General features: G+C 57.6%; 11 protein-coding genes. 4 read left to right on the top strand and 7 right to left on the bottom strand.

Annotated features, from left to right (window positions below):
- Positions 1–157 precede the first annotated feature (157 nt).
- The 3 genes from QN377_RS09545 to QN377_RS09535 all read left to right on the top strand — a co-directional run bounded on the left by QN377_RS09545 (position 158) and on the right by QN377_RS09535 (position 6070).
- Positions 158–4021: an EAL and GGDEF domain-containing protein gene (locus tag QN377_RS09545; RefSeq protein WP_094999966.1), complete on the top strand. Its 3864-nt coding sequence runs from the start codon at positions 158–160 to the stop codon at positions 4019–4021.
- A 98-nt stretch (positions 4022–4119) separates the two neighbouring features.
- Complete coding sequence (gene glyA / locus QN377_RS09540) at positions 4120–5373, top strand: serine hydroxymethyltransferase (protein ID WP_088378929.1); 1254 nt, start codon at positions 4120–4122, stop codon at positions 5371–5373.
- A 142-nt stretch (positions 5374–5515) separates the two neighbouring features.
- On the top strand, positions 5516–6070 hold the full coding sequence (locus QN377_RS09535; protein WP_095018384.1) for a hypothetical protein: 555 nt from the start codon (positions 5516–5518) through the stop codon (positions 6068–6070).
- A 100-nt stretch (positions 6071–6170) separates the two neighbouring features.
- On the opposite strand, the gene yjiA is transcribed toward QN377_RS09535, so the two are convergent.
- The 6 genes from yjiA to katB all read right to left on the bottom strand — a co-directional run bounded on the left by yjiA (position 6171) and on the right by katB (position 13337).
- Complete coding sequence (yjiA, locus tag QN377_RS09530) at positions 6171–7139, bottom strand: GTPase (RefSeq protein ID WP_094999362.1); 969 nt, start codon at positions 7137–7139, stop codon at positions 6171–6173.
- A gap of 146 nt (positions 7140–7285) precedes the next feature.
- Positions 7286–7483 (bottom strand): YbdD/YjiX family protein, encoded by a 198-nt coding sequence (locus tag QN377_RS09525; protein ID WP_007937254.1) that lies wholly within the window; start codon positions 7481–7483, stop codon positions 7286–7288.
- A 15-nt stretch (positions 7484–7498) separates the two neighbouring features.
- Positions 7499–9565, bottom strand: a complete 2067-nt coding sequence (locus QN377_RS09520; RefSeq protein ID WP_094999363.1) for a carbon starvation CstA family protein — start codon at positions 9563–9565, stop codon at positions 7499–7501.
- Positions 9566–9780: 215 nt separating this feature from the next.
- A complete protein-coding gene (gene radA, locus QN377_RS09515) occupies positions 9781–11148 on the bottom strand; it encodes a DNA repair protein RadA (RefSeq protein WP_083369766.1) in 1368 nt (455 codons plus the stop codon).
- Between the two features lie 45 nt (positions 11149–11193).
- Entirely contained in the window at positions 11194–11724 is a 531-nt protein-coding gene (locus tag QN377_RS09510; RefSeq protein WP_095018386.1) for an ankyrin repeat domain-containing protein, read from the bottom strand.
- A gap of 71 nt (positions 11725–11795) precedes the next feature.
- Entirely contained in the window at positions 11796–13337 is a 1542-nt protein-coding gene (gene katB / locus QN377_RS09505; RefSeq protein ID WP_095018387.1) for a catalase KatB, read from the bottom strand.
- A gap of 266 nt (positions 13338–13603) precedes the next feature.
- On the opposite strand from katB, the gene mscL reads away from it, so the two are divergent.
- Positions 13604–14017 (top strand): large-conductance mechanosensitive channel protein MscL, encoded by a 414-nt coding sequence (mscL, locus tag QN377_RS09500; RefSeq protein WP_094999366.1) that lies wholly within the window; start codon positions 13604–13606, stop codon positions 14015–14017.
- A 70-nt stretch (positions 14018–14087) separates the two neighbouring features.
- Here mscL and QN377_RS09495 read toward each other — a convergent pair whose 3' ends face one another.
- Positions 14088–14864, bottom strand: coding sequence for a ferredoxin--NADP reductase (locus QN377_RS09495; protein WP_094999367.1), 777 nt, complete (start codon positions 14862–14864; stop codon positions 14088–14090).
- Positions 14865–14942 lie beyond the last annotated feature (78 nt).

The following is a 14942-nucleotide window of genomic DNA, read 5'->3' as shown; positions in this document are numbered from 1 at the left end:
CAGAAAAAGCACAAATGTAGACCCCAGAATCTACCTGAATGCGTGATGCAGGGCAAACCAGCGCAGACCAGAGGACTGGCACTTTGCCACAACCCAAGGCATGCTTGGCGCCTTTAGGGGGCCTCGCGCCATTGCCGCCAAATCGCAGGATCACAAGTTGCCCAATGTCACCCCGCCCACTCGTGTCAAAGCGTCCAGCCAATTACTCGGGACACCTGTGCGCGGAACGTTGAAAAGTGCATTGGCGACCCTGGTTTTACTGCTGCTGGCGATGCTGTTCTGGCTGTTGGTCGAGCAGTTTCAGGAAACCCTGCAGCAAGAGCGCCAGACCAGCATCAACTACAGCGCCGACCTGGCCGACCATATCGGCCTGAGCATGGCCTTGCGGGCCGAAACCGCGCTCAATCTGCTGCCCGTAGACAAGTCGCCAAGAAACCAGCGCCAGCAACAGGCGCTGGTCAAGCAACTGGGCCAGTCCTTGCCATCCCTGCAAAGCCTGGCCCTGCTCAGTCCAGCCGGCGAAGTGTTGCTCGACAGTACCGGGACCAGCCCCGACGCTGCGTATCTGGCCGACTGGGTCAAACGCAGCCCGTCGCGCAACCGCACTGAAGGTTACTACTTCAGCAACAACAGTGATGCCAGCATCATCTACCTGTTGCTGCGCCAGCCCAGCGGCGCCATCGACGGCTACTGGCTGCTGCGCATGAGCCCGGACCTGCTGCAAAACCTCACGCATCAGAACGCCAACAGCAGCAACCGGCCGCAGTGGCTGGTGGAAAACAGCCAGACCCGCAAGGTACTCAGCCGCGCGGATAAAAACGTCTCGCCCCCCTCGGCCCTGAGCCAGCGCGATGAAGACGACACCGTACTGCTGGCAGCTATCAGCCACAGCGACTGGCAACTGCGCGGGCTGTTCAATGACCGCCAGGCAATCGAGCAGCTACTGCCCGGACTGATCGGCAAATGCCTGCTCGGCTTGGTGTTTTCGTTGCTGCCCATTATGGCGCTGTTGAACATGCGCCGCCGCCAGCGCCAGTTGCATGAAGGCCGCCGGCGTTACCACGATATTTTTGAAGGCACCGGGGTCGCCCTCTGCGTGCTCGACCTGTCCAGCCTGCCAGGGTTTCTTGAGCGCGAAAAACTCCATGACACTGATGCCCTCAAGCATTGGCTCAGCGATCATCCGGAACATCGTCGCCAGTTATTCGAGCAACTGCGCATCACCGAAGTCAACCAGGTAGCCATGCAGCTACTGGAGGTCGATTCAGGAGAAGGTGCCTGGCACAAGCTGATCAACGGCTGCCCGCTGAGCAGTTCAGCCATTGGCTATCAGGTCGTCGAGGCCGTGCTCGACCAGCAGCAACAGCTTGAGCTGGAAATAAAACTGACCGATGCCAGCGGTCGCGACCAGCACTTATGGCTGGTGCTGCGTCTGCCTGTGGATCAGCAGGACTACCATGCCGTCATTTTGAGCATCAGCGATATCACCAGCCGCAAGTTGATCGAACTGTCCCTGCAAGAGCGCGAAAGCTTCTGGTCCGATGTGGTGCGAACCGTTCCCGACCATCTATATGTACAAAATGTAATCAGCCAGCGGATCATTTTCAGCAACCATCACCTTGGCCAGACCCTGGGCTATAGCGCTGTTGAACTGCAGGAAATGGGCGCTTACTTCTGGGAGTTGCTGTTGCACCCTGAAGACGCCGAGCGCTATCACCAGTTGCGCAAAGAGCAGCAGGAAAACGGCTACAAGCAACTGATGCAATGCCAACTGCGGTTTCGCCATCAGCAGGGTACTTGGCGGCGCTTTGACATCCGTGAGCAAGCCTTTGCCCGTCATACCGGTGATCAAGTCTCGCGAATTGTAGGGGTGGCCAAGGACATCACCGACCAGATCGAAGCCAGCGAGTCATTGCGCGACAGCGAGCAACGCTACCGGATGCTGGCCGAAAGCATCAGCGACGTGATTTTCTCCACTGACAGCTCGCTGCGCATGAACTACCTCAGCCCCTCCATACAGACTGTACTGGGCTATGACGCACAATGGGTATTCGACAATGGCTGGCAGTCTATTATTGCCACGCCGCAACAGCTGGAGGGTATCTACAACCTGATCGAGCGTATCCGTGGCGCACTGCACAAGCCCCAGCAACTGTCGGCTTTGCGTGCCCAGGTACAAACCCAGCTGTTTCTGTTCGACTGCCTGCGCGCTGACGGGCACAAGGTGCCCATCGAACTGCGTCTGGTGCTGGTATGGGATGAAGACGACGGTTTTGAAGGCATTCTGGGTGTTGGTCGCGACATGAGCCAGCAACGCCGTGCCGAAAAAGACCTGCGCATGGCCGCCACGGTTTTTGAACACTCCACCTCGGCCATCCTTATTACCGACCCTGCAGGCTATATCGTGCAAGCCAACGAGGCTTTCAGCCGGGTCAGCGGTTACGCCGTCGCACAAGTCCTCGACCAGCTACCAAGCATGCTCACTGTCGATGACCAACAACGCGCACACCTCGCCTATGTGCTCAAGCAACTGCATTTGCACGGCACATGGGAGGGTGAAGTCTGGCTCAAGCGCCTGAACGGCGAACACTACCCGGCCTGGGTCGGCATCACGGCAGTGCTCGATGATGAAGGCGATCTGGCCAGCTATGTGTGCTTCTTCAGTGATATCAGCGAGCGCAAGGCCAGCGAACAGCGAATCCACCGCCTGGCCTACTACGACGCCCTGACTCACCTGCCCAATCGCACCCTGTTCCAGGACCGTCTGCACACCGCGCTGCAACAGGCCGAGCGCAACAAGTCGTGGGTGGTGCTGATGTTTCTTGACCTCGACCGCTTCAAACCGATCAACGACTCCCTGGGCCACGCAGCCGGCGACCGCATGCTCAAGGACATGGCCATCCGCCTGCTTGCCTGTGTGGGTGACGACGATACTGTGGCGCGCATGGGCGGTGACGAGTTCACCCTGCTTCTGCAGCCTCGCACCACCCGTCAGAAGGCCTTGAACCGCGCTATCAATGTGGCCGAACAGATCCTCGCCAGTCTGGTAAAGCCCTTTGTACTCGAAAGCCGCGAGTTCTTTGTAACCGCCAGTATTGGTATTGCCTTGAGCCCGCAAGACGGCAACGAACTCAGCCAGTTGATGAAAAACGCCGATACCGCGATGTATCACGCCAAGGAGCGCGGCAAAAACAACTTCCAGTTCTACCAGGCAGACATGAACGCCAGCGCCCTTGAGCGCCTTGAACTGGAAAGCGACCTGCGTCATGCCCTGGAGCAGCAGGAATTCATTCTTTATTACCAGCCGCAGTTCAGCGGCGACGGCAAACGTCTGACCGGCGTTGAGGCACTGTTGCGCTGGAATCACTCAAGGCGCGGGCTGGTGCCACCCGGCGACTTTATCCCGGTACTCGAAGAACTGGGGCTGGTGGTCGAAGTCGGCGACTGGGTGCTGGCCGAGGCCTGTCGCCAGCTCAAGCTCTGGCATCAGGCCAAGGTTCGCGTGCCCAAAGTCTCGGTCAACATATCGGCGCGCCAGTTCTCCGACGGCCAGTTGGGTACGCGCATTGCCAATATCCTCAAGGAAACCGGCCTGTCCCCGGCCTGCCTGGAGCTTGAGCTGACCGAAAGCATCCTCATGCGCGAGGTCAGCGAAGCGCTGCATATCCTGGCCAGCCTGAAAAACCTCGGCCTGAGCATTGCCGTGGACGACTTTGGCACCGGTTATTCGTCGCTCAACTACCTCAAGCAATTCCCCATCGACGTACTGAAAATCGACCGCACCTTTGTCGACGGCCTGCCCTCCGGCGAGCAGGACGCGCAAATCGCCAGGGCCATTATCGCCATGGCCCACAGCCTGAACCTTGCGGTAATCGCCGAAGGTGTAGAGACCCACGAGCAGCTGGATTTCTTGCGTGAACACGGTTGCGACGAAGTGCAAGGCTATCTGTTCGGGCGACCGATGCCGGCGGGCCAATTGGTGGAGCAACTGCAAGCGGCAAGCGCGGATCTACAAGCTTGAAGCTCATAGTTGCTCACCGTGAATCGCATTCATATGCCAGATAAAACCCATTGAGTTAGAATGCCCTCCTTTTCTGCCCCCGATCCTTGAGGACCGCCATGTTCAGCCGTGATTTGACACTTGCCAAGTTCGACGCCGACCTTTTTGCCGCCATGGAGCAAGAAGCTCAGCGCCAGGAAGAACATATTGAGCTGATCGCTTCGGAAAACTACACCAGCCCAGCGGTGATGGAAGCTCAAGGCTCGGTTCTGACCAACAAATACGCCGAAGGCTACCCTGGCAAGCGCTACTACGGCGGCTGCGAATACGTAGACGTGGTAGAGCAACTGGCTATCGACCGTGCAAAAGAACTGTTCGGCGCCGATTACGCCAACGTTCAACCGCACGCCGGTTCCCAGGCCAACAGCGCCGTTTACCTGGCCCTGCTGTCGGCTGGCGACACCATCCTGGGCATGAGCCTGGCTCACGGCGGTCACCTGACCCACGGTGCCAGCGTTTCGTCTTCGGGCAAGCTGTACAACGCCATCCAGTACGGCATCGACGCCAATGGCCTGATCGACTACGACGAAGTTGAGCGTCTGGCCGTTGAGCACAAGCCAAAAATGATCGTGGCTGGCTTCTCTGCCTACTCGCAGGTTCTGGACTTCCCACGTTTCCGCGCTATCGCGGACAAGGTTGGCGCCTACCTGTTCGTGGACATGGCACACGTAGCCGGTCTGGTGGCTGCTGGCGTTTACCCGAACCCGGTTCCATTCGCTGACGTAGTGACCACCACTACCCACAAGACCCTGCGCGGTCCACGTGGTGGCCTGATCCTGGCCAAGGCCAACGCCGACATCGAGAAAAAGCTGAACTCGGCTGTTTTCCCGGGTTCGCAAGGCGGCCCGCTGGAGCACGTTATCGCGGCCAAGGCCGTGTGCTTCAAAGAAGCTCTGCAACCAGAGTTCAAGGCTTACCAGCAACAAGTGGTAAAAAACGCTCAGGCCATGGCTTCGGTATTTATCGAACGCGGTTTTGACGTGGTTTCGGGCGGTACTGAAAACCACCTGTTCCTGCTGTCGCTGATCAAGCAGGAAATCTCCGGTAAAGACGCCGACGCGGCTCTGGGCAAAGCCTTTATCACCGTAAACAAAAACTCCGTACCAAACGATCCACGCTCCCCGTTCGTCACTTCGGGTCTGCGTTTCGGTACTCCAGCTGTCACCACTCGCGGCTTCAAAGTTGAAGAGTGCCGTGAGCTGGCTGGCTGGATCTGCGACATCCTGGCAGATATCAACAACGAAGCCGTTATCGACGCCGTTCGCGAGAAAGTCAAAGCCATCTGCGCCAAGCTGCCGGTATACGGCAACTGATCGCAAATAGCTGAATAAAAAGCCCGGCTTTCAAGCCGGGCTTTTTATTGCATCTGTTATTTTGAAACACTTGGCCGCTCCCCCCGAACAATAACAGCCTAGTCTGAATTTATGCATTCTTACCAACTGCAGAGTTCAGACAATGACTAACGATTCGCAACACTCCTTTATCGCCACCTTGCATATACCGAACCATAACCTTCATCTTTTAGGGGCTCTTCATGGCCAGTCGGTCATAGTAACTGACTTGCTGGGCAGTGGCGGTGTCTTCTCCGGCAAACCACAGTTGAGGGACGACTCCGCAGCCTTGGGCATTCAAGCCCACGCCACAGGCGGGATCAAGGCTACGCTCAAGCTTTATTTCCGGCATACCGCCAAGGGCTATGAAATACATATCAAACACCCTGGCCAGTATGACCGGCACCGGCTGGCCATGAACCATATGGATATACTCTATGCGAGAAGTCCGACACTAAAGCATCCACTTGCCTTCACACTACTCGATCAAAACAACCGAACAGTGACAGAGAGGAACTTGAGTGAACCCCATACCCTCATCACACTTAAAACCCATAACAACAAGTATATCGGCGTAAGAAAAGCCAAGGGCTCACCTCATTACTATCTTGGCGAAACAGCCGAACATAAAAAAATGGTATTTCTTTTAAATATTATTGAAAGAAATGTGTCCTATTGATTTTACAACCGTGAAGTTGTGCGAAATAGCTGTTATTGCAGTAAGACAAAAAAATCAAAAGCCCCTGACCCTCTCCCGGAGGGAGAGGGTCAGCTATCACTCAAACCCCAAGCCGGGCAAAACCCTCGCGAATCTTGGCCTCTGGCAAATCATCGGCAATAAACACCATCACACTTTCACGGGCTTCACCTTCGGCCCACTCGGTGTCCCAATCAAAGCCATACAACTTGAGCACCCCCTGAAACACCAGTCTGCGATCTTCACCGGCAATGCTCAGCACGCCTTTGTAGCGCAGCAATTGCTTGCCGTGCTCTTCCAGCAGCTCGTTCATGAAGGCGCTAAGGCTGTCGATATCCAGCGGCTTATCGGTGCGTAGCACCAGACTGGAGATACGGTCGATAGAGGCCGCAGGCTGTACCGGGCGCAAGCTCAGGCCACCCCCCAAGTCTGCGTTGAGGTTAAACCCGCGCACATCCAGTAATTCGGCCAGATCGATCTTGCCGTGCTCAACCACGCGGATCGGCGCCCGGCGGTTGATACGGGTCAAACGCTCGCTCAAGGCATCAAAGGTGGCGTCATCCACCAGATCGCGCTTGCTCACCAGTAAGCGGTCAGCAAAACCGATCTGCGCCTGGGCAATGGTCTGACTCAAATGCACATCGGCGTGGGCTGCATCCACCAGGGTAATAATGCCGTCCAGCAGATAACGCTCGCGCAGCTCTTCATCGATAAAAAAGGTTTGCGCCACCGGTGCCGGGTCGGCCAGGCCGGTGCACTCGATCACCAGGCGGTCGAAGGCAATTTCGCCATTGTCCAGACGCTCAAGCAGCAGGTACAGCGCCTTGGTCAGGTCGGTGTGGATGGTGCAGCACACACAGCCATTGGCCAGGGTCATGACTTGCACCGGCTCGTCCCCCAACAGTTGGGTGTCGATCCCGGCATCGCTGAATTCGTTTTCGATCACTGCGATTTTCAGGCCGTGTTCTGCCTTGAGCAAATAACGCAACAAGGTGGTTTTACCGGCCCCCAAGAAGCCGCTGAGAATGGTGACGGGGATTGGAGAGGTCATGCAGTGCCTCCTTAAACATAACGCAAAAACAAATGTGGGAGCGGCCTTGCTCGCGATTCAGGCGACACGGTGTCACTGACACACCGCGCCGCTCTTATCGCGAGCAAGCCCGCTCCCACAGTCAGATACAGCTCAGCCCTGACGGGTTAACAACACTTGGGCCCGCCCTTGCCGCCGTAACGCGCTTCCTGGCGTTCACGAAAGAACGCCTCGTAGCTCATCACCGGCTTGTCCGGGTGCTTGGTTTGCATATGCTCGACGTAGTTGTCGTAGTCGGGCATGCCGACCATCAGGCGTGCGGCCTGACCGAGGTATTTACCGAGGCGACTCAGGTCATTGAACATGGTTGCAACCCTCTATCAAGCATCTGGCATGGCTTGGTACGGCGACTCTTTATCCGTACGTTCTTTGCTGCCCCATGCAGCGACACCCACTTTGATCGCAAAGAACAGAATGCTGAACACCACGAACAGAAACAGCACGGTCAGACCGGCGTTGGTGTAGGCGTTGATGATCACATGTTGCATCTGGTCGATGTTTTTCGCCGGGGCAATCACTTGGCCGGCTTCCAGCGCAGTGCTGTATTTGTTGGCCAGGGACAGGAAGCCCACTGCCGGGTTGGCGTCGAACAGCTTGATAAAGCCTGCCACGGTGGTGCAGATCAGCAGCCAGACGGCTGGCAGCATGGTCACCCAAATGTAGCGCTGGCGCTTCATTTTGATCAGCACAACGGTTGCCAGCATCAGCGCGATACCCGCCAGCATCTGGTTGGAGATACCGAACAGCGGCCACAGGGTGTTGATGCCGCCCAGTGGATCGATCACGCCCTGATACAGCAGGTAGCCCCACATCGCCACACACAGGCCGGTGGCCAGCAAGTTGGCGCCCCAGGACTCGGTACGTTTGAGTGCAGGCACAAAGCTGCCCAGCAAGTCTTGCAGCATAAAGCGACCGGCACGGGTACCGGCGTCAACTGCGGTCAGGATAAACAGGGCTTCGAACAAAATGGCGAAGTGATACCAGAACGCCATAGTGTTTTCACCCGGCAACACGTTGTGCAGGATCTGCGCGATCCCCACCGCCAGGGTCGGTGCACCGCCGGCACGGGCCAGGACGGTGGTTTCACCGATGTCCTTGGCCAGCGCGGTCAACGCATCCGGGGTAATGGCAAAGCCCCAGTTGGTGATGTTTTGCGCAACGGTAACCACGTCACCGCCGACAATCGCTGCCGGGCTGTTCATGGCGAAGTACACACCCGGCTCGATCACCGAAGCAGCAACCATCGCCATAATGGCCACGAAGGACTCCATCAGCATGCCGCCGTAACCGATATAACGGGCGTTGCTTTCGTTATCCAGCAGTTTTGGCGTAGTACCCGAAGAAATCAGCGCATGGAAGCCCGATACCGCACCGCAGGCAATGGTGATGAACAGGAACGGGAACAGGCCGCCTTTCCAGACCGGGCCGGTGCCGTCGGTGAACTGGGTCAGCGCGGGCATTTTCAGCTCGGGCATGGTGACCAGGATGCCGATGGCCAGCGCAACGATAGTGCCGATCTTGAGGAAGGTCGACAGATAGTCACGAGGTGCCAGTACCAGCCATACCGGCAGGACCGCCGCAACAAAGCCGTAGCCGATGAGCATCCAGGTGATTTGCGTACCGGTAAAGGTGAACACCGGCGCCCACTCGGGGCTCGCCGCAATCTGGCCCCCCAGCCAGATGGAGCCAAGTAGCAGCAGCACACCGACGATGGAGATTTCACCGATGCGGCCCGGGCGGATGTAGCGCATGTAAATGCCCATGAACATCGCGATCGGGATGGTCGCCATCACCGTGAACATGCCCCACGGGCTCTCGGCCAGGGCCTTGACCACGATCAGCGCCAGCACCGCGAGGATGATGATCATGATCAGGAAGCAGCCAAACAGCGCGATGGTGCCCGGGATCTTGCCCATTTCCTCGCGCACCATGTCGCCCAGGGAGCGACCGTTGCGGCGGGTGGACATGAACAGGACCATGAAGTCCTGCACCGCACCGGCCAGTACCACGCCGGCGATCAGCCAGAGTGTGCCCGGCAGGTAACCCATTTGCGCGGCCAATACCGGCCCGACCAGAGGGCCAGCTCCAGCAATGGCGGCAAAGTGGTGACCAAAGAGAATGTGCTTGTTGGTCGGCACATAGTCCAGACCGTCGTTGTTGAGCACCGCAGGTGTTGCGCGGCTGGAGTCCAGTTGCATCACCTTGGTGGCGATAAACAGGCTGTAATAACGGTAAGCAACCAGATAAATGGCAACAGCTGCCACAACAATCCACAAGGCGTTGATCGCCTCGCCCCGGCGCAATGCCACTACGCCAAGGGCGCAGGCTCCTACAATTGCCAGCACCAGCCACGGGATGTGGCGGAGCAGGCTATTTTTATTATTCATTTTTTTAATTCCGGCCAGTTGGACAAGAAAGACTGCACCCGGAGTTTAGCGCTACTGGCTTTAAAGACCAGCCCCCAACATTGGTCTAGAGCCTTCTTTTGCGGTTTTTTGGCAGGCGGTGCTGCACATTTTTTCCGTGCAACGCCGCTGTCTGTCCCAGGCTGTCAGCCCGATACCGCGCCCAACCCTTGCAGATTTTTTACACCTTTGAACGCTTATTCGAACAACGCATCCAACGCCTGTTCCAGACGGGTAACGCCAATGACTTTCAGCCCCGGCGGCGACTCCTTGGGCGCATTGCCCTTGGGCACGATGGCGCGCTTGAAACCGTGCTTGGCCGCTTCCTTGAGCCGCTCCTGGCCGCTTGGCACAGGGCGCACCTCACCCGACAGGCCGACTTCACCGAACACCAGCAGATCATGGGGCAACGGACGATTACGCAGGCTGGACATCACGGCGGCCATCAGCGCCAGGTCCGATGCGGTTTCCAGCACCTTGACCCCGCCCACCACGTTCAGGAAAACATCCTGATCGTGGGTTGGAATACCGCCGTGTCGGTGCAATACGGCCAATAACATGGCCAGACGATTCTGGTCCAGGCCCAGGGTCACCCGCCGCGGGTTAGACATATGGCTGTCGTCCACCAGCGCCTGCACCTCCACCAGCATCGGGCGAGTCCCTTCCCAGGTGGCCATCACCACACTGCCAGGGACTTCTTCCTGGGCGCGGGTAAGGAAAATTGCGGAAGGGTTGGAAACTTCCTTCAGGCCTTTGTCGGTCATACCGAATACGCCCAGCTCGTTGACCGCGCCAAAACGGTTTTTCACTGCCCGCAGCAAGCGCAGCCGCCCGTCGGATTCACCCTCGAAATACAGTACGGTATCCACCATATGCTCCAGCACCCGCGGCCCGGCCAATGCGCCTTCTTTGGTCACATGGCCCACCAGGAAAATCGCCGTGCCGCTGGACTTGGCATAACGCACCAGCAAGGCCGCACTTTCACGCACTTGCGACACGCCGCCGGGGGCCGATTGCAGTTGCTCGGTAAAGATGGTCTGAATCGAGTCGATGACCATGACCTTGGGCTTTTCCAGCTTGGCAGTGGCGATGATGCTTTCAATGCAGGTTTCGGTCATCACCTTGAGCTGATCCTGCGGCAGCCCCAGGCGCCGGGCGCGCATGGCCACTTGCTGCTGGGACTCCTCGCCGGTGACGTACAACGCAGGCATGCGTGTAGCCATCTGACACAAGGTTTGCAGCAGAATGGTGGATTTGCCGATCCCCGGATCGCCACCAATCAACACCACCGAGCCATCCACCAGACCGCCGCCAAGCACCCGATCCAGCTCGCCAGAAGCGGTGGAGAAGCGCGGCAGTTCCTCGATGCTGACTTCAGCCAGGGTCTTGAGCTGGGCCTGTTGTCCGGTCCAGCCGGTACGGCCGCTGGGCGGCGCCGCAGCCCCGCTTTCAACGATGGTTTCCACCAGGGTGTTCCAGACGCCGCACTCGCCGCACTGCCCGGCCCACTTGGGGAAAGTTGCGCCGCACTCGGTGCAGCCGTAAATGCGCTTGGGCTTGGCCATCTGAACTCCACGGAAAAACCGCGATGATAGCCCACTAGGCTTTGGTCAGCGCGCTACGGGCATGCGGATTTCGCCATTGGCCAGCCGAGCGGCACTGTTGCCCGATGCATCTACGGCATTCAGGTCAGCCCCTTTGCGGGATAAATCCTTGAGCAACTCGACCCGCTGAAACAGGCCTGCATACATGGCCGCCGTCTGCCCTGCACCATTGCGCTGATCAGGGTTGCAGTCGGCTGCCATCAGGCGGTGGGCAATCTTGAGTTCACCCTTGAAAATCGCCCCCATCAGGGCCGTGTTACCGCGTTTGTCCTGCACGCAGGCATTGGCGCCTGCCTTGAGCAAATGCTCCACCGCCTTGGGCTGGCCGTTATAGGCAGCCAGAATCAGCGCGGTATAGCCTTTGCTGTCTTGAATATCGAGGGTGTAGCCGGATTCGATAAAGGTCTCGAGCATTGGCACATCGCCACGACGGGCGGCATCAAAAAAGTAATCCTGAAGCTGGCCCCGGGTGTCGGCCCCATCGGCCAGGCTCAGGCCGCTGAAAAACAGCAAGGCCAGGGAAATAAACGTTCGCATGCTTCTCTCCTGAATCAAAAGCCCTCACCCAGCCCCTTCCAAAGGGAGAGGGTCGGGGTGAGGGCTGCAGGTTAATCCGCCAGCTTGGCAGCCAGCGCCTTGACCCGACTCAGATCGCCCTTGGCCACTTTGGCTACGCCAGTGCCGTACTCAGGGTCGGCCTTGTAAAGGAACGACAGGATGATGTGCTTGCTTTCATCGTCTGTAGTCGCCAGCGAACCACCGAAGCTTTCAATCAAATCCTGACGCTCTTTCTGGCTGAATGAGCGGTAAAGGTCACCGGCCTGCTTGAAGTTCTGCTCACGCTGAATCTTCGCTTGCTGGGTAGTACCCGCCAATGGCATTTCGCTGTAGCGCGCAGCTTGCGGCTCTTCACGCGGCATCAAGCGGCTTGGCTGGTAGTTCACCCCCGACGTGGTGTGGCCCAGGTTCATCGCGCCGTCCTGGTTGCCATTGTTTACCGCGACCCGGGGGGCGTTGATCGGCAATTGCATGGCATTGGCACCCAGGCGGTACATCTGCGTATCGGCATAAGAAAACACCCGGCCCTGCAACAGACGGTCTTCGGAAGGCTCGATACCTGGCACCAGGTTGGCCGGGGCCATGGCGACCTGCTCGGTTTCCTGGAAGACATTGGCCGGGTTGCGGTTCAGGACCATTTGCCCGACTTTTCGCTCAGCCACGTTAGGCCAGATCTTGGTGGCATCCAGCGGGTCGAAATCAAAGGTTTTCAAGTCTTCAGGCTTGAGGACCTGCACATACAAGTCCCACTTGGGGAAGTCCCCCTTATTGATATGCGTAACCAGATCGTTGGTCATGTGGCTGTAGTCCTGGCCCTGAACCTGCGTCACTTGTTTCGGATCAAGGTTTTTCAACCCCTGCAGGCTCTTCCAGTGAAACTTCACATAGCGCACGTCTCCCTTGGCATTGACCAGTTTGTAGGCGTGTACACCGTTACCATCCATTTCCCGGTAACTGGCGGGGGTACCCGCGTTGGAGTACAGCTCGGTCAGGGTGCGTGTGGCTTCCGGTACGTGAGAGAAGAAGTCGAAACGGCGCGAGTCGTCATCCAGGTTGGTACGCGGGTCAGGCTTGAAGGCGTGAACCATGTCCGGGAACTTGATCGCATCACGGATAAAGAAGGTGGGGAAGTTGTTACCCACCAGGTCCCAGTTGCCGTCCGCGGTGTAGAACTTGGTGGCAAAACCCCGTGGGTCACGCAGGGTTTCTGGTGAGTGGGCGCTGTGTACCACGGCCGAGAAACGCACAAACACCGGGGTGGTTTCGCCTTTGGCAAATACTTTGGCCTTGGTCAGGTCGCTCAAGTCATTGGTCACTGTAAACGTGCCGTGGGCGCCTGTGCCACGAGCGTGAACAACTCGCTCCGGGATACGCTCGCGATCAAAACGCTGCAGCTTTTGCAGCAGCTGCACGTCTTGCAGCAGAACCGGACCATTGGCCCCTGCTGTCTGGGAGTTCTGGTTGTCACCGACAGCGGCACCGTTGTCACGGGTCAGTGTGGCGGCCTGGGCTGTAACCGACAGCAGGCTGGCGCTTAATACACACAGCAGGCGGCGCTGTGAAAGCGCGCCGAAGCCTAGGGGGGTGGTCATGCGTAAGTCCTCTGGTTATTGGTTGCGCAATGGAGCGCTGACCAAAGGCTAGAGGCATGCAACGCAAACTCTAAATAGAAAGGTCTCAAGCCGGCCATTGAGAAAAAGGTCTGGTATTGCGCCATTCAATCGCGTAGTGAAAGCCAATAGAAAACTTCTCACGGCCAAACGGGTCGATTGCTTACCCGCAAACAGCTGTACGGGCAAGATCAGCCATGCTGATTTACACTGCACCCACCAACCTCATCTGTAACAAGGAATAACCTATGGGCGTGATAAGTGAGTTCAAGGCCTTCGCGGTCAAAGGGAACGTGGTCGATATGGCCGTCGGTATCATTATCGGCGCGGCATTCGGCAAAATCGTTTCGTCCTTTGTGGGGGACGTGGTCATGCCACCACTGGGGTTGCTGATTGGCGGAGTCGACTTCAGTGACCTGGCCATTACGCTGAAAGCCGCCGTTGGCGATGCGCCAGCAGTGGTTGTGGCCTACGGCAAATTCATCCAGAGCGTGATCGACTTTATCATCGTCGCGTTCGCTATCTTTATGGGTGTAAAGGCAATCAACCGCCTGAAACGCGAAGAGGCGGTCGCTCCGAGCGTACCACCGCTGCCCTCTAAAGAAGAGGAACTACTGGGCGAAATTCGCGACTTGCTCAAAGTTCAAAATAACCGGCCATAAGTGCTCAATAAAAACAACGGCGCCCTCAGGGGCGCCTTTGTTTTTTCATGTCACACACAATACAAAACAACTACCAATAGTTCTCAACAGCAACTTGACCTGGCCGGCGGCTCAGACTCAACTGCATGTCCCGTGCCTTGAGCAACTTGCGCGTGTCATCGATCATTTGCGGGTTACCGCACAACATGGCCCGTGAGTGCTCACTGCTCAATTCAATACCTGCGGCGTGTTCAAGTTCGCCATTTTCGATCAATGCAGTAATGCGCCCGTTCAATGCACCGGGTACCTGCTCCCGGGTAACCACCGGTATGTAGATAAATTTGTGCGCATAGTCGGCCAGGTATTCACGGCTGCATAACCCGGCGATCAGTTCCTGATAGGCCATTTCGCAGGCATGGCGGGCGCTGTAAACCAGCACGATGCGCTCGAACTTTTCCCACACCTCAAAATCCTGCAGGATCGAGAGGAAAGGCGCGATGCCAGTGCCGGTTGCCAACAGCCACAGGTCACGACCGTCGACAAAGCGGTCCAGAGTCAGGAAGCCGTAGGCCTGACGCTCCACCAACAAGGTGTCACCCACTTCCAGGCGACTGAGCTCACTGGTAAATTCCCCGCCTGGCACCACGATCGAAAAGAACTCCAGAAACTCGTCATGGGGGGAAGAGACCATTGAATAGGCGCGCCACACCGTGCTGCCATCGGCCTTGGTCACCCCCAGCCTGGCGAATTGCCCTGCGCGAAAGCGAAAACCCGGATCACGTGTGGTACGCAACGTGAACAGGCTGGGCGTCAGCGGTGTGACGTCGAGAAGCGTCTGTTGGGTGAATTTTTCTGCAGTGGCAGTCATGGGGCACTCCAATGGCGAATGCCCTAGTGTCGCGCAAAGAGGGCCTGAGAAAAACCGATGGTTTGTGATGGCTTTACG

It is taken from the genome of Pseudomonas sp. CCC4.1, assembly GCF_035019225.1.
GTDB classification, from domain to species: domain Bacteria; phylum Pseudomonadota; class Gammaproteobacteria; order Pseudomonadales; family Pseudomonadaceae; genus Aquipseudomonas; species Aquipseudomonas bubulae.
Note: the sequence above shows the minus strand (reverse complement) of the source record. Positions and strands in the feature narration are given on the sequence as shown.

Bases quoted from the DNA above. Each gene is read 5' to 3' on its own strand.
- glyA (WP_088378929.1), top strand. From the start codon at position 4,120: ATGTTCAGCCGTGATTTGACACTTGCCAAGTTCGACGCCGACCTTTTT.
- QN377_RS09535 (WP_095018384.1), top strand. From the start codon at position 5,516: ATGACTAACGATTCGCAACACTCCTTTATCGCCACCTTGCATATACCG.
- yjiA (WP_094999362.1), bottom strand. From the start codon at position 7,139: ATGACCTCTCCAATCCCCGTCACCATTCTCAGCGGCTTCTTGGGGGCC.
- QN377_RS09525 (WP_007937254.1), bottom strand. From the start codon at position 7,483: ATGTTCAATGACCTGAGTCGCCTCGGTAAATACCTCGGTCAGGCCGCA.
- QN377_RS09520 (WP_094999363.1), bottom strand. From the start codon at position 9,565: ATGAATAATAAAAATAGCCTGCTCCGCCACATCCCGTGGCTGGTGCTG.
- radA (WP_083369766.1), bottom strand. From the start codon at position 11,148: ATGGCCAAGCCCAAGCGCATTTACGGCTGCACCGAGTGCGGCGCAACT.
- QN377_RS09510 (WP_095018386.1), bottom strand. From the start codon at position 11,724: ATGCGAACGTTTATTTCCCTGGCCTTGCTGTTTTTCAGCGGCCTGAGC.
- katB (WP_095018387.1), bottom strand. From the start codon at position 13,337: ATGACCACCCCCCTAGGCTTCGGCGCGCTTTCACAGCGCCGCCTGCTG.
- mscL (WP_094999366.1), top strand. From the start codon at position 13,604: ATGGGCGTGATAAGTGAGTTCAAGGCCTTCGCGGTCAAAGGGAACGTG.
- QN377_RS09495 (WP_094999367.1), bottom strand. From the start codon at position 14,864: ATGACTGCCACTGCAGAAAAATTCACCCAACAGACGCTTCTCGACGTC.